This window comes from Pseudomonas sp. CCOS 191 (genome assembly GCF_001007005.1).
Lineage (GTDB): Bacteria > Pseudomonadota > Gammaproteobacteria > Pseudomonadales > Pseudomonadaceae > Aquipseudomonas > Aquipseudomonas soli.
In genome coordinates, this window is sequence record NZ_LN847264.1 from 5,401,820 (window position 1) to 5,424,088 (window position 22,269).

At 65.9% G+C, this 22,269-nt stretch carries 19 protein-coding genes and 1 riboswitch; of the genes, 12 read left to right on the top strand and 7 right to left on the bottom strand.

From position 1 onward, the window contains the following. Positions 1-32 precede the first annotated feature (32 nt). The 5 genes from CCOS191_RS24080 to CCOS191_RS24100 all read left to right on the top strand — a co-directional run bounded on the left by CCOS191_RS24080 (position 33) and on the right by CCOS191_RS24100 (position 3,753). On the top strand, positions 33-491 hold the full coding sequence (locus CCOS191_RS24080; RefSeq protein ID WP_023629652.1) for a GNAT family N-acetyltransferase: 459 nt from the start codon (positions 33-35) through the stop codon (positions 489-491). A gap of 252 nt (positions 492-743) precedes the next feature. Continuing rightward, positions 744-1,391 (top strand): DedA family protein, encoded by a 648-nt coding sequence (locus tag CCOS191_RS24085; RefSeq protein ID WP_046857914.1) that lies wholly within the window; start codon positions 744-746, stop codon positions 1,389-1,391. 7 nt (positions 1,392-1,398) lie between these two features. Beyond that, a complete protein-coding gene (locus CCOS191_RS24090) occupies positions 1,399-2,214 on the top strand; it encodes a zinc-dependent peptidase (protein WP_046857299.1) in 816 nt (271 codons plus the stop codon). Positions 2,215-2,305: 91 nt separating this feature from the next. Then, positions 2,306-2,833 (top strand): inorganic diphosphatase, encoded by a 528-nt coding sequence (gene ppa / locus CCOS191_RS24095; RefSeq protein WP_003255365.1) that lies wholly within the window; start codon positions 2,306-2,308, stop codon positions 2,831-2,833. 221 nt (positions 2,834-3,054) lie between these two features. After that, positions 3,055-3,753, top strand: coding sequence for a LexA family transcriptional regulator (locus CCOS191_RS24100; protein ID WP_046857300.1), 699 nt, complete (start codon positions 3,055-3,057; stop codon positions 3,751-3,753). 253 nt (positions 3,754-4,006) lie between these two features. Here CCOS191_RS24100 and CCOS191_RS24105 read toward each other — a convergent pair whose 3' ends face one another. Then, positions 4,007-6,934 (bottom strand): TonB-dependent receptor, encoded by a 2,928-nt coding sequence (locus CCOS191_RS24105; RefSeq protein WP_156177700.1) that lies wholly within the window; start codon positions 6,932-6,934, stop codon positions 4,007-4,009. Positions 6,935-7,104: 170 nt separating this feature from the next. On the opposite strand from CCOS191_RS24105, the gene CCOS191_RS24110 reads away from it, so the two are divergent. Then, a complete protein-coding gene (locus CCOS191_RS24110) occupies positions 7,105-7,644 on the top strand; it encodes a sigma-70 family RNA polymerase sigma factor (protein WP_046857302.1) in 540 nt (179 codons plus the stop codon). Beyond that, positions 7,637-8,566 carry a FecR domain-containing protein gene (locus tag CCOS191_RS24115; RefSeq protein WP_046857303.1) on the top strand — a complete coding sequence of 310 codons (930 nt, stop codon included), beginning with the start codon at positions 7,637-7,639 and terminating at the stop codon, positions 8,564-8,566. The genes CCOS191_RS24110 and CCOS191_RS24115 overlap by 8 nt, the downstream gene beginning before the upstream one ends. A gap of 71 nt (positions 8,567-8,637) precedes the next feature. On the opposite strand, the gene CCOS191_RS24120 is transcribed toward CCOS191_RS24115, so the two are convergent. From CCOS191_RS24120 to CCOS191_RS24130, 3 genes are read right to left on the bottom strand one after another with little or no spacing between them, the layout of a single operon-like run. Next, complete coding sequence (locus tag CCOS191_RS24120; protein ID WP_046857304.1) at positions 8,638-9,447, bottom strand: nucleotidyltransferase domain-containing protein; 810 nt, start codon at positions 9,445-9,447, stop codon at positions 8,638-8,640. Positions 9,448-9,486: 39 nt separating this feature from the next. Beyond that, positions 9,487-10,692 carry an RtcB family protein gene (locus CCOS191_RS24125; RefSeq protein ID WP_046857305.1) on the bottom strand — a complete coding sequence of 402 codons (1,206 nt, stop codon included), beginning with the start codon at positions 10,690-10,692 and terminating at the stop codon, positions 9,487-9,489. A 39-nt stretch (positions 10,693-10,731) separates the two neighbouring features. Further along, complete coding sequence (locus CCOS191_RS24130; RefSeq protein WP_046857915.1) at positions 10,732-11,862, bottom strand: slipin family protein; 1,131 nt, start codon at positions 11,860-11,862, stop codon at positions 10,732-10,734. A 599-nt stretch (positions 11,863-12,461) separates the two neighbouring features. On the opposite strand from CCOS191_RS24130, the gene rtcR reads away from it, so the two are divergent. Together rtcR and ribB are read left to right on the top strand one after the other, a co-directional pair. Then, complete coding sequence (rtcR, locus tag CCOS191_RS24135; RefSeq protein WP_046857306.1) at positions 12,462-14,045, top strand: RNA repair transcriptional activator RtcR; 1,584 nt, start codon at positions 12,462-12,464, stop codon at positions 14,043-14,045. Between the two features lie 36 nt (positions 14,046-14,081). Further along, a riboswitch (FMN riboswitch) is annotated at positions 14,082-14,223 on the top strand. 80 nt (positions 14,224-14,303) lie between these two features. Then, complete coding sequence (gene ribB, locus CCOS191_RS24140) at positions 14,304-14,954, top strand: 3,4-dihydroxy-2-butanone-4-phosphate synthase (protein ID WP_046857307.1); 651 nt, start codon at positions 14,304-14,306, stop codon at positions 14,952-14,954. A gap of 88 nt (positions 14,955-15,042) precedes the next feature. On the opposite strand, the gene CCOS191_RS24145 is transcribed toward ribB, so the two are convergent. Genes CCOS191_RS24145 through CCOS191_RS24155 form a run of 3 tightly spaced genes read right to left on the bottom strand, consistent with a single transcriptional unit; the run spans position 15,043 to position 18,803 of the window. Further along, positions 15,043-16,236, bottom strand: coding sequence for an SGNH/GDSL hydrolase family protein (locus CCOS191_RS24145; protein ID WP_046857308.1), 1,194 nt, complete (start codon positions 16,234-16,236; stop codon positions 15,043-15,045). A 1-nt stretch (position 16,237) separates the two neighbouring features. After that, entirely contained in the window at positions 16,238-17,401 is a 1,164-nt protein-coding gene (locus CCOS191_RS24150; protein WP_046857309.1) for an SGNH/GDSL hydrolase family protein, read from the bottom strand. Then, positions 17,388-18,803, bottom strand: coding sequence for an MBOAT family O-acyltransferase (locus tag CCOS191_RS24155; RefSeq protein WP_052752659.1), 1,416 nt, complete (start codon positions 18,801-18,803; stop codon positions 17,388-17,390). The genes CCOS191_RS24150 and CCOS191_RS24155 overlap by 14 nt, the downstream gene beginning before the upstream one ends. A gap of 216 nt (positions 18,804-19,019) precedes the next feature. Here CCOS191_RS24155 and CCOS191_RS24160 point away from each other — a divergent pair, with 216 nt between their 5' ends. The 3 genes from CCOS191_RS24160 (at position 19,020) to dxs (ending at position 22,211) form a co-directional block, all read left to right on the top strand. After that, a complete protein-coding gene (locus CCOS191_RS24160; RefSeq protein ID WP_011531978.1) occupies positions 19,020-19,262 on the top strand; it encodes an exodeoxyribonuclease VII small subunit in 243 nt (80 codons plus the stop codon). Beyond that, positions 19,259-20,146 (top strand): (2E,6E)-farnesyl diphosphate synthase, encoded by an 888-nt coding sequence (gene ispA, locus CCOS191_RS24165; RefSeq protein WP_046857311.1) that lies wholly within the window; start codon positions 19,259-19,261, stop codon positions 20,144-20,146. The genes CCOS191_RS24160 and ispA overlap by 4 nt, the downstream gene beginning before the upstream one ends. Before the next feature lie 169 nt (positions 20,147-20,315). Then, on the top strand, positions 20,316-22,211 hold the full coding sequence (gene dxs / locus CCOS191_RS24170; RefSeq protein ID WP_046857312.1) for a 1-deoxy-D-xylulose-5-phosphate synthase: 1,896 nt from the start codon (positions 20,316-20,318) through the stop codon (positions 22,209-22,211). The last annotated feature ends 58 nt before the right edge of the window (positions 22,212-22,269 follow it).

Sequence of the window (22,269 nt, forward strand, 5' to 3'; positions counted from 1 at the left end):
GCCGTATTCCCAATGGACTCAGAGGCCCGCCCATGCGCATCATCCAGGCAACCTTGGAACACCTTGACCTGCTCACCCCACTGTTCGTGAAATACCGCGAGTTCTATGGGCAACTGCCTTACCCGGACAGTTCGCGGGCCTTCCTCGAGAAGCGCCTCAAGCGCAAGGAATCGATCATCTACCTGGCCCTGCCGGATGATGGCGATGACCGCCTGATGGGCTTCTGCCAGCTCTACCCGAGCTTCTCGTCGCTGTCGCTCAAGCGCGTGTGGATCCTCAACGATATCTATGTGGCCGAGGACTCGCGGCGCATGCTGGTAGCCGACAACCTGATGCGCGAGGCCAAGAAAATGGCCAAGAAATCCAACGCCGTGCGCATGCGCGTGTCCACCAGCAGCGACAACGAGGTGGCGCGCAAGACCTATGAATCCATGGGCTTTCGCAAAGACACCGAGTTCGAGAACTACATCCTGCCGATCAGCCAGGATTGAGCAAGCTACGTACCGTGGGAGCGGGCTTGTCCCGCGATGGCCCCAGCGCGGGGCAAGTCCGCTCCCACGCACGCGATCAGGCAGTCGTAACCCCTCGCTACAAACTCTCCGGGCACAATCCGGACTTCGCCGTATAATCCCCCTCCTGTCATGTGCGAAAAGTTACCGGCACAACCGGTAAACCCTCCCCAACCATGGCGCTGTCCGTCATCGCGTGCCCGTGGAAGCGGGTCAAGAACACAGGTGCTGTACATGGATTTCAACCCGCTGGACCTCATCCTGCATCTCGATGCCTACCTCGATCTGCTGGTCAACAACTACGGTCCCTGGATCTACGCCATCCTCTTCGCCGTGATCTTCTGCGAGACCGGCCTGGTGGTCATGCCGTTCCTGCCGGGTGACTCGCTGCTGTTCATCGCCGGCGCCGTGGCCGCCGGTGGCGGGATGGACCCGGTACTGCTGGCCGGCCTGCTGATGGCCGCGGCAATCCTCGGCGACAGCACCAACTACGTGATCGGGCGCACGGCGGGCGAGCGTCTGTTCCGCAACCCCAACTCGAAGATCTTCCGCAAGGACTACCTGCAGCGCACCCACGATTTCTACGAGCGCCATGGCGGCAAGACCGTCACCCTGGCGCGCTTCCTGCCGATCCTGCGTACCTTCGCGCCGTTCGTCGCCGGTATCGCCCACATGCACTACCCGCGCTTCCTGGCCTTCAGCGTGGCCGGCTCGCTGCTGTGGGTGGGCGGCCTGGTGACCCTGGGCTACTTCTTCGGCAACGTGCCGTTCATCAAGCAGCACCTGTCGCTGATGGTGGTGGCGATCATCCTGCTGTCGCTGATACCGATGATCCTTGGCCTGCTGCGCGGCCGCTTCGGTCGCACGGCGAAGGCCCACTGACCTGGGCATGTGGTCGTTCAGCGCCTGGCGGCGCCGGCGCACCCTGGCCCGCTATCCGGTCGATCCACAGCTGTGGCAGGTGATCCGTGATCGCCTGCCGCTGCTCGACGGCATCAGCGACGAAGAAGACCGCTGGTTGCGTGACGCCTGCGTGCTGTTCCTGCACGACAAGCACCTGACCACCCTGCCCGGCGTCGAGCTGGACGACGAGCATCGCCTGTTCCTCGCCGCCCAGGCCCAGCTGCCGCTGCTGCACCTGGGCGAACTGAACTGGTACCAGGGCTTCCACGAGATCATCCTCTACCCCGACGACTTCAAGAGCCCCCAGCGCCACCGCGATAGCAGCGGGGTCGAGCATGTCTGGGACGCCGAGCACAGCGGCGAAGCCTGGCAGCAGGGGCCGGTGATCCTCGCCTGGCCCGGTGTCCTGGGCAGCGGCGGCTGGGAGGCCTACAACCTGGTCATCCACGAACTGGCGCACAAGCTGGACATGCTCAACGGCGATGCCAACGGCCTGCCGCCCTTGCACAACGGCATGCGCGTGGAGGACTGGGCCCAGGCCATGCAGCAGGCCTACGACGAGCTGAACCGCCAGCTCGACGCCAACCCCGACGCCGAGACGGCCATCGACCCCTATGCCGCGGAAAACCCGGCCGAGTTCTTCGCCGTCACCAGCGAATACTTCTTCAGCGCTCCCGACCTGCTGCATGAGGCCTACCCGAAGGTCTACCAGCAGCTATCGCTGTTCTACCGCCAGGATCCGCTGGGCCGCTTGGCACGTCTGCAGGCCGAGCACCCGGACTACCGCGCCAGCCACGGCTGAACGCCGCGCATCAGGCCGGGCGTGGCACCCAATGTGGGAATGTGCCTATAATCGCCGCCACTTTTTTGATCAAACACGGGGGCATTGCCCAATGAGCTACAGCAAGATTCCAGCCGGCAAAGACCTGCCGAACGACATCTACGTCGCCATCGAGATCCCGGCCAACCACGCGCCGATCAAGTACGAGATCGACAAGGACAGCGACACCCTGTTCGTCGACCGCTTCATGGCCACCCCGATGTTCTACCCGGCCAACTACGGCTTCATCCCCAACACCCTGGCCGACGACGGTGATCCGCTGGACGTGCTGGTCGTGACCCCGTACCCGGTCGCCCCAGGCTCGGTGATCCGCGCCCGCCCGGTTGGCGTGCTGAACATGACCGACGACGGCGGCGGCGACGCCAAGGTCATCGCCGTTCCTCACGACAAGCTGTCGCAGCTGTATGTCGACGTGAAGGAATACACCGACCTGCCTGCCCTGCTGATCCAGCAGATCGAGCACTTCTTCGCGAACTACAAGGATCTCGAGAAGGGCAAGTGGGTCAAGATCGAAGGCTGGGAAGGCGCCGACGCCGCCCGCGCCGCGATCACCAAGTCGGTCGCAGCCTACAAGGGCTGAACCTGACACGAAGAAAACCCTGCTCCGGCAGGGTTTTTTTATGGGCGCCGTCAGCCACCCGGCAGCGGGCCTGAGGCAGCGTTTTGGCTCTGCATTTGAGGACCGTATCGAATCTTCCTACCGAATCCTAAGCAACCCCCTACAAACCGCCACGTTTCCTACAAATACCCTCGACATCGGGTTGATTTCCACACCGTTCAACGGGCGATAGACTCGCCATCATGAAAACATCCGGTGACCGTCTCAAAGCCCTCCTGCTGGAGTGCAACCTGACCCCTTCCGACTTTGCCGCGCAGCGCAGGATCACGCCGCAGCACGTCAACAACTGGTTCAAACGCGGCGTGCCCCTGGCCAGGCTCGAGGAACTGGCCGACCTGTTCTGCGTACGCAAGCGCTGGCTGCGCAGTGGCGAAGGCCCGAAGCATCCGACCCCGCTTGTCTGCGCAAGCTCCGCCTCTTCGCCCCCCCCCTTGCCGCCGCCACTGCTGGCCCTGGACACTGACATGGCGCATCTGCCCCTGCATCACGTGGAGCAAGGTCGCCTGCAAGCCCTGCCTGGGCACTACCAGCCGCTTCCCCGCCGGGCCCTGGAGGCCGTGCAGGTCTCTGCGGAGAAAGCCATCTGCCTCGGCATGCCGGGCAACAACATGGCCCCCTTGCTGCCCCAAGGCACCCTGCTGGCCATCGACCGCGGCTTTACCCGCATCGTGGAGGGCGAGTGCTATGCGCTGCTGCACAATGGCCGCCTGCGTGTTCAGCGTCTCTCCGTTGGCCAGAACGGTACGCTGTGCCTGCACAGCCATGACCGCCTCAACCACCCCAGCGAACGCTACACCGCCTATCAACGCCGCGTGCAGAAGCTGGAAATCCTCGGCTGGGTGTTCTGGTGGTCATGCCTGCACCCTGCGCGTCCGGGCTGAAACACCTCGCACCACTTTTTGCTGGGCAGGTGCCCCGCACACGGGTATGCTACGCGGCACATCATGCCCCCTGATGGTGCAAGCCGCATTCCAGAGGGCCTGGCGACGCCTCACACAGCCGTCCGCCATCTTTTTCAGGCCATGTTGCCAACCGTTTAAGGCGGTTGCGGCTTATCAAAAATGAGCCAAGACCGTCCCCGAGAAGCCGGCCACAAGCCGGCTTTTTAATGCCTGTCGACAAGCAAGGCACCCCTCAGAATCGCGCCACCATCCCCACCCGCCAGGTCCGCCCAGGTGCCGGCATGAAGCTCTGCGCCAGCGGATCCAGGTAGTAGCGGTCCGTCAGGTTCTGCACCGACACGTTCAGTTCGGTGTGCTCCAGCACTTTGTACTTGAGGAACAGGTCGAACAGCGCCACCGAGCGGTAGTCGATCTGTGGCGTGGTCGCGCCGGTCTGCCAAGGCTTGTCCATCTGCGCGGTGGGCCCCGAGGTATAGGTCATGCGCCCGCCCACGGTCAGCGCCTCGTCGAAGAAACGCAAGCCGGTCAGCAGGTTGGCCGAGAAGCGTGGCGGGTTCTGCGTGTTGGTGTACGAGCCCATGTAGCTGCCCGGCGTGCAGTCCGGGGTGTCGTGGGTACGCTGGTACTGATTGGCGCTGGCGCGCAGCTTGCTGGCAAAGGCCGCGTCGCAGGTCTCGGTCATCAGGTAGTAGGTGGCCGACAGGTCGGCGAACACCCGTCCGGCATCGTAGTGCGACTGCAACTCCAGGCCGCGGGTGTGGAAGCTGTCGGTGTTGCTGAACGTCATCTGCCCCCACAGCCCCGGGCTTGGGTCGTAGTAGCGGGTGATGTAGTTCTTGATGTCGTTGTCGAACCAAGCCAGCTTGGCCGACGCCTCGTCGCCCGCAGTCAGCAGGTCGCTGCGCAAGGCACTCACGCCCACTTCCCAGCTGCGTGAGCGCTCGGGCTTGAGGTGCTTGCCCGGGGTGACCTGCTGGGTGCCCTGGCTGGTCTCGAACAGCGAAGGCAGGCGTAGGCCCTGGGTGTAGGACGCGTACACGAAAGTGTCGGGGAGGAACTCGACATTGATGCCGAAGGCCGGCGAGAAACCACCGCCGCTGCTCTTGCCCTGCGGGGTGTAGTCGTAGCCGGTGACCACTCGGCTTACACCTTCAGGATGGACCTCCACATTGGTCGCGCCGGACTCGTTGAACGGCACGCCATTGAACGGCTCGTTGCTGTTCTCGAAGACGATGCCGTTGTTCAGGCGCGGGTCGGTGGCGTCGGTGTACTGGCCGTTCTGGTCCGGGAACCACATCATGCTGCCCCAGTGCCCCGGGCTGCTGGCGGTGATCCAGCGCATTTCGCGCTCCTCGCGGCGCGCCTCGGCCAGCACCGTGTTGTCCTTGGTTCGGTAGTGGGCATAGCGGCCGCCGCCCCACAGCGTCACCGTCTCGACGGGCTTGTACTCCAGGTTGCCGTTGAAGCTGAACTCCTGACGCGAGGCATCGCGCAACATGCGGTTGGCGTTGATGTCGTGTTGGGTGGCCACCACGCTTTTCTGCGGCTGCAGGTCCTCGAGCTGGAAGGCACCGCCCAGGTCGAGCTTGAAATCGCCATGGGCGGTGGTGAAGCGCGACACGTTGCTCAGGTCGCCGCCGATGCGGCGGTTGTCCTGGCGCGACCAGGCGCGGTCGGTGCGGAACAGCTGCGACTTGGGCGCCATCCAGGCCGCGCTCAAGGTGCTGGTCTTCGAGTCGGTCATCCACAGGTTGCTGGTGAGGTCCACCCACGGATTGCCCTCGGGCAGGTAGTGATAGCGCGCGGTGTAGGTGTCGATCTCGATTTCGCTGGTGGGGTACTGGTAGATGCCGGCGGTGCCGTAGCGGAAGATGTCCGACGGCATGATCTCGCCCATGTGCCCATCGAAGCGCCGGTAGCCGAGGTCCAGGGTGTGGTCGTCGGCCAATCGCCAGGTGGTCTTGAGCAGGTAGGAGTCGGTCTCGGCCGACGAGTTGAGCACTTCCTCGCCGGCATTGTAGGTGTTGGCGACACTGGCCTGCTCCTCGCCCCAGCGATCATAGAGGCGGTAGCGGTCCTGGCCCTTCTTGCCGGAGAAGTAGTTGCCCTGGTTGCGGTGCGCGTAGGCCGCCACCAGGTCGAAGCGCTCGTGGGAATAGGCAAAGGCGGCGCTGCCGGCTTCGGCCTTGGAGCCGAACAGGCTGCCGCGCTCATCACGCGGCGCCGCACTCAGGTCCTCATCGCGGGAATGGCGGTTGCGGTGCTCGGGTTCGACGCCGTTGTTCCACAGGTTGCCGGTCAGGCGCACGCCGACGTCCTTGCCATCGACCAGGATGTCATCCACGCCGATGGTCTTCATCTCCACCGAGCCGCCAATTGCCCCGGAGCGGGTGCTCGGGCCCTTGTTCACGGTAACGCTGCTGATCAGGTCCGGGTCGATGTAGCTGCGTTGCTGGGTTCCGCCATAGCCGCGGTACACATCCAGCGCCTGCTCCGCGCCATCGACCCTGACCGCGACCCGGCTCTGCCCCTGGATGCCGCGAATGTTGACGTCCAGCGCGCCGCCGTTGCGGCTGTCGCCCACCTGCACGCCGGCCACGCCCTTGAGCATGTCGCCCACCGACACGGTGCTGAAGCGGTCGAGGTCTTCACGCGACAGGTGCACCGTCGAACGCGGCGCGCGGTAGGTGTCACGCTGCGGATCGACCATTTCGCTGGAGGCGACCACGGTCGGTGTCAGCTCGGTTGCCATCGCCGATGCCTGGGCCTGCGGGATGAGGATATACGCCCCCCGTGAGTTGGGCAGCAGTTGCAGGCCGGTATTGGCCAGCAGGCGCCGGGCGCCCTCCTGCACGGTGTAGCGCCCCTTGAGCGCTGGCGCGGCGCGGCCGCGGGTCAGGTCGGGGTCGTAGGACAGCAACAGCCCCGATTGCTTGGCGAACACGCCCAGCGAGGTGCCCAGCGGCCCCTGGGCGATATCGTAGTCGCGGCGCGTGGCGTCGTCGGGCCGGCTGTTCTCGGTTGCCGCCGGGGCGGCCTGGGCCAGGCTTGCGCCCGAGCCCAGCAAACAGCCGAGCACCGCGCACCGTACGGCGAAGCTGATCGGGGACAAGCGTTGCGATGGGCGCGAAACAGGGGGAAGCCGATAACTGGCGGGCATGCTTTTCTCGCTCGTGAGGTCAGTGCCCGGCACTCGATGCGGGCTTGCACCCCTTCTGTCGCACGACAGCGAAAAAGGTATATGCGTGCGATTCGCATTTTCACTTGATCTTGTGATTTAGCCAAATCTAGTGATAATTGTTTGCATTTACACCCTTGACCCCGCTGCCCATGACCCTCTTCAAGAATCCGCCCCGGCACATCGAGCACTGCGCCGTGACCACGCTGTACGTCGAACACCACGCCTGGTTGCGCGGCTGGCTGGCGTACCGCTTGCGCTCCTGGGGGCGTGGCGTGGCCGATGACCTGGCCCAGGACATTTTCGTGCGCGTGCTGGCCAGCCGCGACACCACCCAGCCTGATACCCTGCGCCAGCCACGTGCCTACCTGGCCCGTATCGCCAATTGCGTGCTGGTCAGCTGGCGTCGGCGGCATTCCCTTGAGCAGGCCTGGCTCGAAGCCCTGGCGTTGGTACCCGAAGTCGAACATCCGTCGCCCGAGCAGCAGAGCGTGATTCTCGAGACCCTGCACGAGATCGACGCCGTGCTAGACAGCCTGCGGCCACGGGTCAGGCAAGCCTTCCTGATGGCAACACTGGACGGCATGAAGCAGAAAGAGATCGCCCAGGCACTGAACATCGCCTTGCCGACGGTGAAGAAATACATTCACGAGGGCTACGTCGCCTGCCTGAGCCAGATGCCCGATGAGTGAACAGCCCCCCATCGCCCAGGCCATTCTCGCCCAAGCCGCCGCCTGGCTGCTGTTGATGCAGGAAGGACCAATGACGCCGGCACAACAGCTCGAACTGGAGCACTGGCGATACCGCGACGCCGAGCACGAACGCGCCTGGAACCGGGCGCAGCGCCTGCTCACCCGCCTCGGCACCCTGCCGCCCACCCTGGCCCGACAGACGCTGGTGCGCCCGGACAGCAGCCGGCGCACCGTGCTGCGCAGCTTGCTGGTATTGCTGGGCGCGGCCCCTCTGGGTTGGTGGGCATGGCGGCGCAGCGAGGGTGGCATCGACTACTTGACCGCCCTGGGCGAACGCCGGGACGTGCTGCTGGCCGATGGCACCCAGGTTTCTCTCAACAGCGACAGCGAGCTGAGCGTGCGCTTCACGGCCGAGCAGCGCCTGCTGCACCTGCGTCGGGGCGAGATATACATCGTCACCGCAGCGGACCCTTCGCGGCCTTTGCGGGTGCGCACCGGGCAAGGCCTCATGCAGGCGTTGGGCACCCGCTTCAGCGTGCGCCAGTTCCCCCAGGAGACCCTGCTCGCGGTCTACGAAGGCGCCGTACAGGTCCAGCCCGAAGCCGCCGGCGGTGTCATCGTCCAGGCAGGCTCGCAGCTGCGCTTCAGCCGTGATCGATTCGATCCACTGGAGGATGCACGCGACGCCCAGCTGGCCTGGCGCAATGGCCTGCTGGTAATCGACGAGATGCCGTTGTTGCAATGGACCCAGGAACTGATGCGCTACAGCGACCAGCGCCTGGTCTGCGACCCGGCGTTGGCCGAGTTGCGGGTTTCGGGCAGTTTCCCGATCGACGACCTGCCCCTGGCCCTGGCCATGTTGGCCCAGAGCCATAAGCTGCGTACCCGCAGCGAGGCCGGCGGGATATTCATCAGCCGCTGAAATACCCAAATCGGATCGCAGCCACGCCGTCCCGTTAAATCACACCGTTACGCTCGAGGTCGGTGTTGGCGTCAGTGGGGCGTTGACGAGCTTCGGCGCACGATGTCCCGCAGGAAATCATCCAGCAGCCCGGTGTCACCACGCGTCACCGGCACCTCCCGCGCCTCATCCGCCCGCGCCAGCTCGGCCTCGATGAACCCATGCAGTACCTCGTCTCGCGGCCCGTGCTCAGCTTCGCCGCTGCGTCGTTTCACGGCCAGCAACGCATCGATCGCCGCCTGCAGGCGCGGGTCATCGACGGTGCGTGCCATCAACGCGGCAAACGCCGTCGGCGGCATGCCCAGGCCCTGGTCGATCCAGCGCACCGCCAGCAACGGTCGCAGCACATACAGGTACTTCTTGAAGCGCACCGTCTCGCCCATCAGGTAGCCACGCAGGTTCTTGCGTGCCATCGACAGGTAGTGATGGCGCACCGCGCGTGGCGAGTAGAACGCCTCGCCCAGCTCGCGCAAACGCCTGGTAGCTTCGGCGTCGGCGCGATACACCAGCGGCGAGCCCAGCCACTCGAGCAGGCTCGGGTTGGCGCCGCGCATCAGACGCAGGGTCTTGCGCAGCTCCCAGCCGCTGATGTCCAGTTCGTCGCTCAGCGGCCGCTCGATCACGTCGCGAGGCTCGTCCACCTGCAGGTACCAGTCGTTGCGCGGTACGTAGACGAAGCGCACGTCGTAGTCGCTATCGGGCGAGGCGAAGCCCCAGGCCCGGCTGCCGGACTCGCAGGCATAGAGCACGGTCACCTGGTGCTCGCGCTCGATACGTTGCAGTTCATCGAGCACCCGGGCGCGCATCGCCTCGGGCAGTGGGTGGGGGTCGTCCTGATACATGTCTTCGTTCCTTGTACTGGACGCCACACGGCGCCCGTCTCAACCTTTCACACACACCACCTGACGCAGGGTGTGCACCACTTCGACCAACTCACGCTGGGCCTGCATCACTGCATCGATATCCTTGTAGGCCATCGGGATCTCGTCGATCACATCCTTGTCCTTGCGGCACTCCACATGGGCAGTGGCGCGTTGCTGGTCTTCGACCGTAAAGCGGCTCTTGGCCTTGGTGCGGCTCATCACCCGGCCCGCACCATGGCTGCACGAGCAGAACGACTCCTCGTTGCCCAACCCACGCACGATGAAACTCTTAGCGCCCATGGAGCCGGGGATAATGCCCAGCTGTCCCTTCTGCGCCGACACTGCGCCCTTGCGGGTCACCAGCACCTCGCGGCCGAAGTGCTGCTCTTTCTGCACATAGTTATGGTGGCAGTTGACCGCCTCGAGGCTGGCCTCGAACGGTTTGCCCAGCACCTTGCGGGTGGCGGCGACCACCGCCTGCATCATCAGTTCGCGGTTGTGCCGGGCGAAGTCCTGCGCCCACTCCACCGCCTCGACGTAGTCGGTGAAGTGCCGGCTGCCTTCCTCGAAATACGCAAGGTCCCGGTCCGGCAGGTTGACCATGTGCTGGCGCATGTCGGCCTGGGCCAGTTCGATGAACAGGTTGCCGATGGCGTTGCCGACGCCACGCGAGCCGCTGTGCAGCATGAACCAGACGCGGTCGGCCTCGTCCAGGCAGACCTCGATGAAGTGGTTGCCGCCGCCGAGTGTCCCCAGGTGTTGGCGGTTGTTGGTCTTCTCCAGGCGCGGATGCTTGTCGGTGATTGCCTTGAAGCGCCCGGCCAGGCCGCTCCAGACCTGGTCGGCCTGGTTCGGCACGTTGTCCCAGGCACCCTGGTCGCGACGGCCGAAGGTCTTGCCATGGGGCACGGCCTTCTCGATGGCTGTACGCAGGCCGTGCAGGTTGTCCGGCAGATCGCGGGCATGCAGCGAGGTGCGCGCGGCGATCATGCCGCAGCCGATGTCCACGCCCACCGCCGCCGGGATGATCGCGCCCACGGTGGGGATCACGCTGCCGATGGTCGAGCCCTTGCCCAGGTGCACGTCCGGCATCACCGCCAGGTGCTTGAAGATGAACGGCATCTTCGCCGTGTTCATCAGTTGCTTGCGGGCGTCGTCCTCGACCGGCACACCGTCGGTCCACAGCTTGATCGGCTTGCCGCCCGCCACTTCGAGTATGTTCATTACCTTGTTCCTTGTTGCGTTACGTCGTGTCGCACAGGGTCAACCCGCCTTGAGGCTGACCATGCCATTCAATACCTGATCCAGACCACCGAACACCGAAATCCGGTCGATCCGCTCGGCCACCCGCTCCAGGGTTTCCAGCTCTTTCAGGCGCAGGGCCGTCGGGTTGCCTTCCATCACCTTGGCGGTGTTGAGCAGCGAGCGGGTCGCCTGGGTTTCCTCGCGGCGCCGGATCACGTTGGCCTGGGCGGCCTTCTCTGCCTCCACTACCTGCGCCAGCAGGGTTTTCATTTCGCCCGGCAGGATGATGTCGCGCACCCCCAGGCTGCTCACCTCCAGGCCACTGTCTTGCAGGTGCGCCAGCAGGTGCTCGGTGACGCTACCGTCGATGGACTGCTTGTCTTCCAGCAGTTCGTCGAGGGTGCGGGTGCCCACCGCGGCACGCAAACCGAACTGCAGTTCGCGGTACAGGTGCTCCACCGGTTTGCTCATCTGCCCGTGGGCGCCGAGTACATCGGTGTAGCGCCAGTTGGCCACCAGGCTCAGGCGCAGGCTGACCTTGTCGCGGGTGAGGATCTCCTGGCCGTTGACCTCCAGCGCCTGCAGGCGGGTGTCGACCATCTCCACCGCGACCTGGCTGCCGCAGCGCCAGTAGCCATGGCGGCCTGGCTCGAGCAACCCGGCCACCACGCCGTCGATCTTCAGCACACCGACATGGAATGCCGGCACCAGCGCCAGCAGCACCAGGTCCGTGCCGGCCACGCCGGGGCGGTTCAGGCGGACTACCAGTTCATCGTCCAGGCGCCGGCCCTGATTCAGGTCGATGCGCTGCAAGCCATGCTCGACCTGGCCTTTCCAGTACAGGCGGCGACTGTCCGGTGCAAGCAACTCGACCAGGCGGCCGTCCTCGAAACGCAGGCCGGCCTCGTGCTGCGCCAGGTCCATGGCTTCGAAATGCTGCTCGACCAGAGCTGGCTCCTGCCCGCGCAGGTACTGTGCCAGCGGGTGGTCGAACAGCGGGGATTGGAGGCTGAAAGTGGTCACCGTCAGCCGGTCTTGCCAGTCGAAACGCGAGTACTGGCCAGGCTCGAGAATCGACACGAAGTCGCCTTCGCTCATCAGCAGGCCACGTTCGTTTTTCTTCACCACAAAGCGTTTCAACAGTTTCATCTTGCTCATCCTTTTCCAATGTCCTTGAGTGCCGGGGTCGCCAACCCATCGGGCGTCGCGAGCGAAGCCTGGCGGAGTCCGGGGCCGGGAGCATTGCTCCAGCGGCCACCATCGTTGCGCCAGGCCCGGCCGGCGAGCCGGGTGGGCCAGCGGCGGGCCAGGCGTCCTTCGCAGTGACGGGCCGTCCTGGCCCTGCTTGCGTTGCCTGTGCCCACCCGGCGGGTGTTGCGGTTACAGCTACCTTAGGAGGGTAGTGCCGGGGCTTTGCCCGGCGAGCGTCTGCGCCGGCCTTTCCAGGGGCCCAGCGCAGCAATGACCGGTCGTTGCGGCGGCGGCATGCACGACACCGACACCTGAAGGTGGGTACGTGCACCGGCGGGGGGGTTCCCCTGTCCCGAGGGCCTGCCTGGCGATGCGGTCGAGAGGGATATAGCGAGCGGCGTGCCAGGTTTTCATTCGCCCTTGAAAAAATCTTTTAACTAGCTGATTTATAAGCATTTATTTTTTATTGCGCGTTAGCATGTACATTGCAACGCGTCATACCTATTCCATTTTTCGTATATCCTGCGATACATATTTATCTTTTTGGATAATCACGGATGACCAAGCCCCTCGTCGCCATCGGTTTTCTCGGCACCACCCTCGACCGCAACGGCAAGGGTGCGGCGCGCTGGAACAGGTGGCGGCCAACCATCGGCCTGTGCCAGCAACCCGACCTGCCCCTCGACCGCCTGGAACTGATCCACGGCCCCGGCGCACGCGACCTCGGCCTGGCCGAGCGAATCCGCGCCGACATCCAGCAGGTCTCGCCCGGCACCGAGGTGCGCCTGCACCCGCTGGCGCTGCGCAACCCGTGGGATTTCGAGGAGGTCTACGGCGCCCTGCACGACTTCGCCAGTGGCTACAGCTTCGACACCGAGCACGAGGACTACCTGGTACATATCACCACCGGCACCCACGTCGCGCAGATCTGCTGGTTCCTGCTCACCGAGGCGCGCTACCTGCCGGCGCGCCTGGTGCAGACCTCGCCCTCGCGCAAGCACGACGAAAACAGCGACCCGGCCGGCATCGCCACGCTGATCGACCTCGACCTGTCGCGCTACGACCCGATCGCCTCGCGCTTTCGCCACGAACAGGTCGAGGGGCAGTCGCTGCTCAAGTCAGGCATCGCCACGCGCAACCCGGATTTCAATCGCACCATCGAGCAGATCGAACGGGTCGCCCTGCGCTCGAAGGCGCCGATGCTGCTGGTCGGCCCAACCGGTGCCGGCAAGTCATTCCTGGCCCGCCGCGTCCATGAACTCAAGCGCGGTCGTCACCAGTTGGGCGGTCGCTTCATCGAGGTGAACTGCGCGACCCTGCGCGGCGACGGCGCCATGTCGACCCTGTTCGGCCACGCCAAAGGCGCCTTCACCGGCGCGCAGAACGCCCGCGACGGCCTTCTGCGCGCCGCCGACGGCGGCATGCTGTTCCTCGACGAAATCGGTGAGCTGGGCGCCGACGAACAGGCCATGCTGCTCAAGGCCATCGAAGAAAAGCGCTTCTTCCCGCTGGGCGCCGACCGTGAGGTGGAAAGCGACTTCCAGCTGATCGCCGGCACCCACCGCGACCTGCGCGCCAAGGTCGCCGACGGCTCGTTCCGCGAAGACCTGTTCGCCCGCATCAACCTGTGGACCTTCGCCCTGCCGGGCCTGGCCGAGCGGCGCGAGGACATCGAGCCGAACCTGGATTTCGAGCTGCAGCGCCATGCCCGCGAGCAAGGCCGCCAGGTGCGCTTCAACCTCGAAGCCAAGCGCCGTTACCTGGCCTTCGCCCACGCCAGCGAAGCACGCTGGGCCGGCAACTTCCGCGAGCTGTCGGCATCGATCACGCGCATGGCGACCCTGGCCGACAGTGGGCGCATCGACGAGGCACTGGTCGAGGAAGAGATCGAACGGCTGCGCTATGCCTGGGGCCTGGAATCGGCAACCGAGCCGCTGCTGGACGGCCGCGAGCTGGACCTGTTCGACCATGTGCAATTGCAGGCGGTGATCGATGTGTGCCGCCACGCCTCGAGCCTGTCCGAGGCCGGGCGTCAGCTGTTCGCGGTGTCGCGCCAGGAGAAGGCCAACCCCAACGACGCTGACCGCCTGCGCAAGTACCTGGCGCGGTTCGGACTCGACTGGCAGCAACTAAAGTCGTAGGGCTTGCCAGCAGACCGCCACCGTGGGGTATGCTTGCCCGGTCTTCAGGGCGGGGTGAAAGTCCCCACCGGCGGTAAATCGAAAGATGAGCCCGCGAGCGCCCCGGCCATGCCGGGGGTCAGCAGATCTGGTGAGATTCCAGGGCCGACGGTCATAGTCCGGATGAAAGAAGGCGTTTGGCAGGGGCCGTCCAGGCGCCCTTGCGCGCGCATTTTGTTCGCCCCGAGACGTTCATCGATCATTCACGAGGAGCGTTTCATGTCCACCCCGCTTAACAAGCAATTCCCCAACGTCAGCGCCGCCATCGCCGCCTTCCAGGCCGGGCGCCCCGTGCTGCTGCTCGACGACGACGACCGCGAGGACGAAGCCGACATCGTCGCCGCCGCCGAGAACCTGTCGCTGCAGACCATGGCCATGATGATCCGCGATTGCAGCGGCATCGTCTGCCTGTGCCTGGACGAAGCCACCGTCGACGCCCTGCAGCTGGCGCCGATGGTGCAGAACAACCAGGCCCGCCACGGCACCGGTTTCACCGTTACCATCGAAGCCGCCGAGGGCGTCAGCACCGGCGTGTCGGCGCAGGACCGCATCACCACCATCGAAGCCGCGCTGCGCTCCACCGCGCAACAGCGCCACATCGTCAGCCCTGGCCATGTATTCCCGCTGCGCGCCCGTGAAGGCGGCGTGCTGACTCGTCGCGGCCACACCGAAGGATCGGTGGACCTGGCCCGCCTGGCCGGCCTGCGCCCGGCGGCGGTGCTGTGCGAGCTGATGAACCCCGATGGCAGCATGGCCCGCGGCGAACAGGTGGCGGTGTATGCGCGGCAGTACAACCTGCCGGTGCTGACCATCGAGGAGCTGGCGCGCTATCGCGAGGCGATGGTTGAGCTGGAGGCCGAACCGGCCTGATCCAAAGGCATCGCGGGGCAAGCCCGCTCCCACGCCAAGTACCAAGGTGCTTCATGGGAGCGGGCTTGCCCCGCGATGAGGCCAGGCCTCAACGCAACCCCAACGGCCCCTTCAGAAACTCATACAAGCCCGCCGCACTCTTGCGATAGCCATCGGCTGTCAGATGGACAAGATCAGGCCGCGCCAGCCCCTGCGCCTGCCAGCCGGCGATCGAACACGGCCCGCCCATGAAGCCTTGCCAATCCCAGAACAGCGCCTTGTGCTTGCGCGCTATCTGCTTCTGGATACGGATCACCGAGGCCAGCGGTTGCGGCTGGCGCGCCGCGCAACTGCGCGCCTTGCGCTGCTTGATCGAGTCCGGCGGGCCGACCAGCAGGATCGCCGTCTGCGGCAGGTCCTTGCGCAAGCCCGTGAGGGTCGCCTCGAGCTGCGCCTGGTACAGCGCCAGGTCGAGCTTGTCGTCGAACGCCTCATTGGTGCCGTAGGCCAGGATCACCAGGTCCGGCCGCACGGCCTTGAGGCTGTCGCGCCAACCCGCCTGCCACTTGTCCACCACCTCCAGGCGCGCGCCGTTGATGCCCAGCGTCGAATAGGTCACCCCGGCATTCTTCTGCCCCTGCAGATACCAGCCACCCAAGGCGACGCCACGGCCACCTTCCACCGTCAGTTGCACCGGCAGGCCGACATTGGCGAACGCCGGGCTGAAGCGCCACTGGCCATTGCTGGCCGGCAACACCCGACGCTGGCCGCCATTGACCAGCAGGCTGGCACTCCCGCTGGACTGGTACAGCGCCGAGACCTTGTAGCGCTGGCGGTCCTCGTCACGCGCCTGCAGCATCACGCTGGAGCGGTTGGCCTGCGGCAGCGACAGGTAGCCACCCAGGGGAAACTGCTGGCTCTGCTGGTTGCGCGCCGACACCAGTTCCCACTGGCGCTTCTCGCTCTTGATGATCACCCGATCGTTGCGAATCCCCGGCACCGGCGAGGCCGGCACCAGGCCGATGCCGCCATCGCCGTAGCGCGCCTGTAACAGCTTGCGCAGCTCACCGCTGAACAGGTCGGCGGCGGTATGCGAGTCACCCAGCTGGACGATGCCGACCGGGGCACGCCCGGCATTGCGCAGCTTGCTCGCGAGCAGGGCGACGTTGCCGTCCTGGCGAGTGACGGGCGCGGCGGTAGGCCGCGCCACAGGCTGGGCGCTCACGCTGTTGGCGCCGGTGCTGCAACCCGGCGCGGCGCTGATCAGCAGGGCCAGGCCCAGCAGGTGATGCCATTGGCGCATCTCAATGTCCTGTTACGGTCAGGCCAGGGAAGCTGATCAGCGACAGTACCTGTTCGGCGATCATCTTCTGGCCTGTGATGGTGAAATGAATGCCGTCATCGACCCGCACCTTGACCCGCTTGCCCTGCGCGGTCTGCACCGTGTACGAGAAGCTGGCGTCGGCGTAGCCGAGGATCGGGTTGGCCGACACGTAGTGCTGGCCGTACAGCGCGGTCTGCTCCTGATAGAGCCCGCTGAGGTAGCCCATGGCGGTGGACAGCCGCGCCTTCTCCATGTTCGGCGGCCCGACCCAGATAACCTGCACATTATGCGTGCGGGCCTGCTCGAGGATCGAATCGATCCGCGCGCGATAGGCCACCTCCCATTCCGGCGACTTGAAGCGCAGGAACGGCTTGCCCTTGCCCTGGGGCATGTCCCACGGGTCGTTGGGGCCGAGGAACACTACCATCAGGCGCACGTTCGGTTCGTGGTCGAGGGTCTCGGCCACGGTCTTCGGCCAGTTGAAGAAGCCCGGGTAGGCAAGGCCGGTGCTCTGCTTGCTGAGGTTGACGGTGCGGATCTGGTAGCGCTTGCGCAAGCTGTTGGCCAGGTGCGGGGCAACACCCTGCATCAGCGAATCGCCGACCAGGAACACCTCGTCACCGACGGCCAGGGAGGCCACGGTGCCCGGTTGCAGCAATGCCGGCGCCGGGACTGGTGCCGGAGTTGCCGCTGGCATTGGCGCTGCCGCCGGCACTGCCGCGACGGGCTGGGTTACAGCGACGGGCGCGGCCACGTGAACAGGCGCCGGCGTATGCGCCGCACCGTGCGGCAGCGGCTTGGCCAGTGCCGCCGGGGTCTGCAGGTCGACCGTGACCACCGGTATCGGCGCGGGCAGCACCTCGGGCAGCGGCGCTTCGACCACCTGTGGCGCTGGCTGCAGGCGCTCGAGCAGGTCGTCGCGGCGCGCCTCGAGCAGCGCCGTCAGTTGCGCGCCCGTGCGCCAGGCAGGCATCTGCCCCAGCAGCGGGATTTCGCAGCTTTGGTGGTACTTCTGCTGGCAGTAGAGCTTGATCGAGTCCTGGTTCAGCCAGAACAACAGCGCGGTGGTGACCACGATCGCGTACAGCCCACGGGCGGCGCCCATCTGCACCTGGAACAGCTGTTTGCTATCAGAAGCTTGCATAGATGAACCCCGGCACGCCCGACTGCGAAGCGAAAATCACCAGCGACACGCCGACCCCGAGCGGGATCGGGTACAGCTGCCACGGCAGGCGCTGGAAGGCCGCGCCGCTCTGGCGCAGCAGCGCCAGCCATTGTGGATAACTGGCCACGAACAGCACGCAGGCCAGCAGCATCAGGCCCGTGACACTGTTCAGGCCCGCCAGGCTCAGCTGGGCGATATCGCCGAGCATCTCCAGCGCGCCCTCCAGCGTCGGGCTGCGGAAGAAGATCCAGGCGAAGGCCACGTAGTGGAAGGTCATCAACCGCGCCAGCAAGCCCGATCCCGGCAGGCGGGCGAACCCCGGGCACCACTGGCTGAACAGCTTGGAGATGGCCAGGCCCACGCCGTGCAGCGCGCCCCAGATGATGAAGTTCACGCTCGCCCCGTGCCACAGCCCGGACACCAGCATCGCCAGCAGCATGTTCAGGTTGCCGCGCCATACGCCCTGGCGGTTGCCACCCAGGGGGATATAGACGTAGTCGCGGATGAAGCGTGACAGGCTGATATGCCAGCGCCCCCAGAATTCCTTGAGGTTGTGCGCGGCATATGGCGCGTCGAAGTTGTCCGGCAGGCGGAACCCCAGCAACAGGGCGATGCCGGTGACCAGGTTGGTGTAGCCGCTGAAGTTGAAGTAGATCAGCAGGCTGTAGCCGTACACGCTCAGCAGCACCTGCTCGGGGGTGGCGCTGCCCGGGGTGTCGAACACCGGGTCCACCCACTCGCTGCCCAGCCAGGCACTGAGGAAGAACAGCTTGACCACCGCCATCGCGATCAAGCCCAGTGCCCGCTGCGGCTCCAGCACCTGGCGCATGGCTGGCGGGCGGATCTGCGGCAGCATGTGCAGGGCGCGGTTGACCGGCCCGGCCACCAGGCTGGGGAAGAACGCCAGGTACAAGGCCAGGTCCAGCGGCGCCGACGGCGCCAGCTCGCGCCGGTTGATCGACACCAGGTAGCTGACCGAATGGAAGGTGTAGAACGACAGCCCGATCGGCACCAGCACTTCCAGCAGCGGCAGCGCCACGTCGAACCCGGCGGTGGCCAGCGCGGCCTGCGCGCCTTCGACGAAGAACGCCTGGTACTTGAACAGGTAGAAACAGCCCAGCACCAGCGTCAACAGCAGCACGCGGCTGAACCAGCGCCCGGGGTAGCGCCCCGCCAGCAGGCCGAGCAGGTATACCAGCACGCTGTAGCCCAGCAGGATGTAAAGCGACTGCAGGCTGAAGCTGGCCACCAGGCCATAGCTGGCCGTCAGCAGCAGCAGGTTCTGCAGCCGGACACTCCAGCACAGGCTCCAATAAAGCAGGAAGAACAGCGTGAAACAGAGGCCGAATTCGATCGAGAGGAAGCTCACAACGTAGTCCATTACATGACGTCGGGGAGGGAAGCCGCTGGCCCGCGGGCCAGAGCGCGCGGATTATGGCAGAGGGCCGCCACCCCCACAATTCGATTGCTCCGCAGATTGCAAGACGGGCCGCTGGGGACAAGTGCAACAAAATGCGACGAACTCCCCCTGCAATTTGCTCCCCCTGCCCCGCTCTGCTAGTGTCGCGCCGTTCTGGACACCACCGAGACTGTCGCCATGGCCCGCAAAAAAGCCTCCATCGATTTCGAACAATCCCTCGCCGACCTGCAAGCCCTGGTCGAGCGCCTGGAGAACGGCGAACTGTCGCTGGAAGAGTCGCTGGCTGCCTTCGAGCAAGGCATCGCCCTGACCCGCGATTGCCAGGGCGCCCTGGCCCAGGCCGAGCAGAAAGTGCAGATCCTCCTGGAGCGTGACGGCGAGCTGGCCGCGCAACCGTTCGACGCGGAGCCCGAGGCATGATCGCCCAGTACCAGGCAAGCGCCCAGGCCCGGGTCGACGCGGCCCTGGAACCCTTGTTCCAAGCCCCCTCCAAGGAGCTCGAGCGCCTCTACGCGGCCATGCGCTACAGCGTGATGAACGGCGGCAAGCGCGTGCGCCCGCTGCTGGCCTACGCCGCCTGCGAGGCCTTCGGCGTGGCGGCGGAGCAGGCCAACGGCGCTGCCTGCGCAGTGGAGCTGATCCACGCCTACTCGCTGGTGCACGACGACCTGCCGGCCATGGACGACGACGATCTGCGCCGCGGCCAGCCGACCACCCACAAGGCCTTCGACGAAGCCTGCGCGATCCTCGCCGGCGACGGCTTGCAAAGCCTGGCCTTCAGCGCCTTGCTCGACCCGCGCCTGAGCCCGCAGCCCGACGCCATCCGCCTGCAGATGGTCCAGGCCCTGGCCAAGGCGGCCGGCCCCGCGGGCATGGTCGGCGGCCAGGCCATCGACCTCGGCTCGGTGGGCCTGAAGCTCGACCAGAAAGCCCTGGAGTACATGCACCGGCACAAGACCGGCGCGCTGATCGAAGCCAGCGTGCGCCTCGGCGCCCTGGCCAGCGCCCGCGCCGGGCAGGTCCAGCTCGATGCGCTGCAGACTTATGCACAGGCCATCGGCCTGGCGTTCCAGGTGCAGGACGATATCCTCGACGTGGAGAGCGACACCGCCACCCTGGGCAAGCGCCAGGGCGCCGATATCGCCCGCGACAAGCCGACCTACCCGGCGCTGCTCGGGCTGGAAGCTGCCAAGGCCTATGCCCTGGAGCTGCGCGACCAGGCGCTGGCCGCGCTGGCAGGCTTTGGCGACAACGCCGAGCCACTGCGCGCGCTGGCCCGCTACATCGTCGAGCGCCGCCACTGATCGGCGCCGCTGCCGACATACCAGCGCCCACAGACAACGCGATACCTGTGGGAGCCGGCTTGCCGGCGATGGGGTGCGCAGCAGCCCCCGCTCAACACCCGACTGAATGGGCAGCTTTTCCTACAATGGGGTAAACTGCCGCGTCTTCACACCTATAACGACTCGCCTGATGCCCACGACGTTTCAAGAGATCCCCCGCGAACGCCCGGTCACGCCGTTGCTGGACCGCGCCGACACGCCCGCCGGCCTGCGCCGGCTGGCCGAAGCCGACCTGGAGACCCTGGCCGACGAGCTGCGCCAGGACCTGCTCTATACCGTTGGGCAGACCGGTGGGCATTTTGGTGCGGGCCTGGGCGTCATCGAGCTGACGATCGCCCTGCACTACGTCTTCGACACCCCGGATGACCGGCTGGTGTGGGACGTCGGCCACCAGGCCTACCCGCACAAGATCCTCACCGGCCGGCGCGAGCGCATGCTCAGCCTGCGCCAGAAAGACGGCATCGCCGCCTTCCCGCGCCGCAGCGAGAGCGAGTACGACACCTTCGGCGTCGGCCACTCCAGCACCTCGATCAGCGCCGCGCTGGGCATGGCCATCGCCGCCCGCCTGCAGAACGACCCGCGCAAGTCGATCGCGGTGATCGGCGACGGCGCGCTGACCGCCGGCATGGCCTTCGAAGCGCTGAACCACGCCCAGGAAGTCAACGCCGACATGCTGGTGATCCTCAACGACAACGACATGTCGATTTCGCGCAATGTCGGCGGCCTGTCCAACTACCTGGCCAAGATCCTCTCCAGCCGCACCTACGCGAGCATGCGCGAAGGCAGCAAGAAAGTGCTGTCGCGCCTGCCCGGTGCCTGGGAAATCGCCCGCCGCACCGAGGAGTACGCCAAGGGCATGCTGGTGCCGGGCACGCTGTTCGAGGAGCTGGGCTGGAACTACATCGGCCCGATCGACGGCCACGACCTGCCGACCCTGATCGCCACCCTGCGCAACATGCGCGACCTCAAGGGCCCGCAGTTCCTCCACGTGGTGACCAAGAAGGGCAAGGGCTTCGCCCCGGCCGAGGTCGACCCGATCGGCTACCACGCCATCACCAAGCTGGAGCCGGCCGACAAGCCGGTCGCGCCGAAGAAGGCCAGCGGCCCGAAATACGCCTCGGTGTTCGGCCAGTGGCTGTGCGACATGGCCGCCGCCGACAATCGCCTGGTGGGCATCACCCCGGCGATGAAGGAAGGCTCGGACCTGATCGACTTCAGCGAACGCTACCCGGAGCGCTACTTCGACGTCGCCATCGCCGAGCAGCACGCGGTCACCCTGGCCGCGGGCATGGCCTGCGAGGGTGCCAAGCCGGTGGTGGCGATCTACTCGACCTTCCTGCAACGCGCCTATGACCAGCTGATCCACGACGTGGCGGTGCAGGACCTCGATGTGCTGTTCGCCATCGACCGCGCCGGCCTGGTCGGCGAGGACGGCCCGACCCACGCCGGTGCCTACGACCTGTCGTATCTGCGCTGCATCCCCGGCATGCTGGTGATGACCCCGAGCGACGAGAACGAGCTGCGCAAGATGCTCACCACCGGCCACCACTACAAGGGCCCGGCCGCCGTGCGCTATCCACGCGGCACCGGCCCCAACGCGCCGATCAGCGGCGACCTGGAGCCGCTGGAAATCGGCAAGGGCGTGGTCCGCCGCCAGGGTGGCAAGGTCGCCCTGCTGGTGTTCGGCGTACAACTGGCCGAAGCCCTGCAGGTGGCCGAGCAGATCGATGCCACCGTGGTCGACATGCGTTTCGTCAAGCCTCTGGACGAGGCGCTGGTGCTGGAAATGGCCGCCAGCCATGAGTTGCTGGTGACCATCGAAGAGAATGCCATCATGGGTGGCGCCGGCGCAGCGGTGGGCGAGTTCCTCGCCCGCGAAGCGGTGGTCAAGCCGCTGCTGCACCTGGGGCTGCCGGATATCTATGTCGAGCATGCCAAGCCTGCGCAGATGCTGGCCGAGTGCGGGCTGGATGTAGCTGGGATCGAAGCCTCCGTCAAAGCCCGAATGGCCAAGCTCGGCCTGTAAGGCCATATCGCGGGGCAAGTCGCGGCGGTGCGCCGATGCGACTTGCCCCGCGATCGCA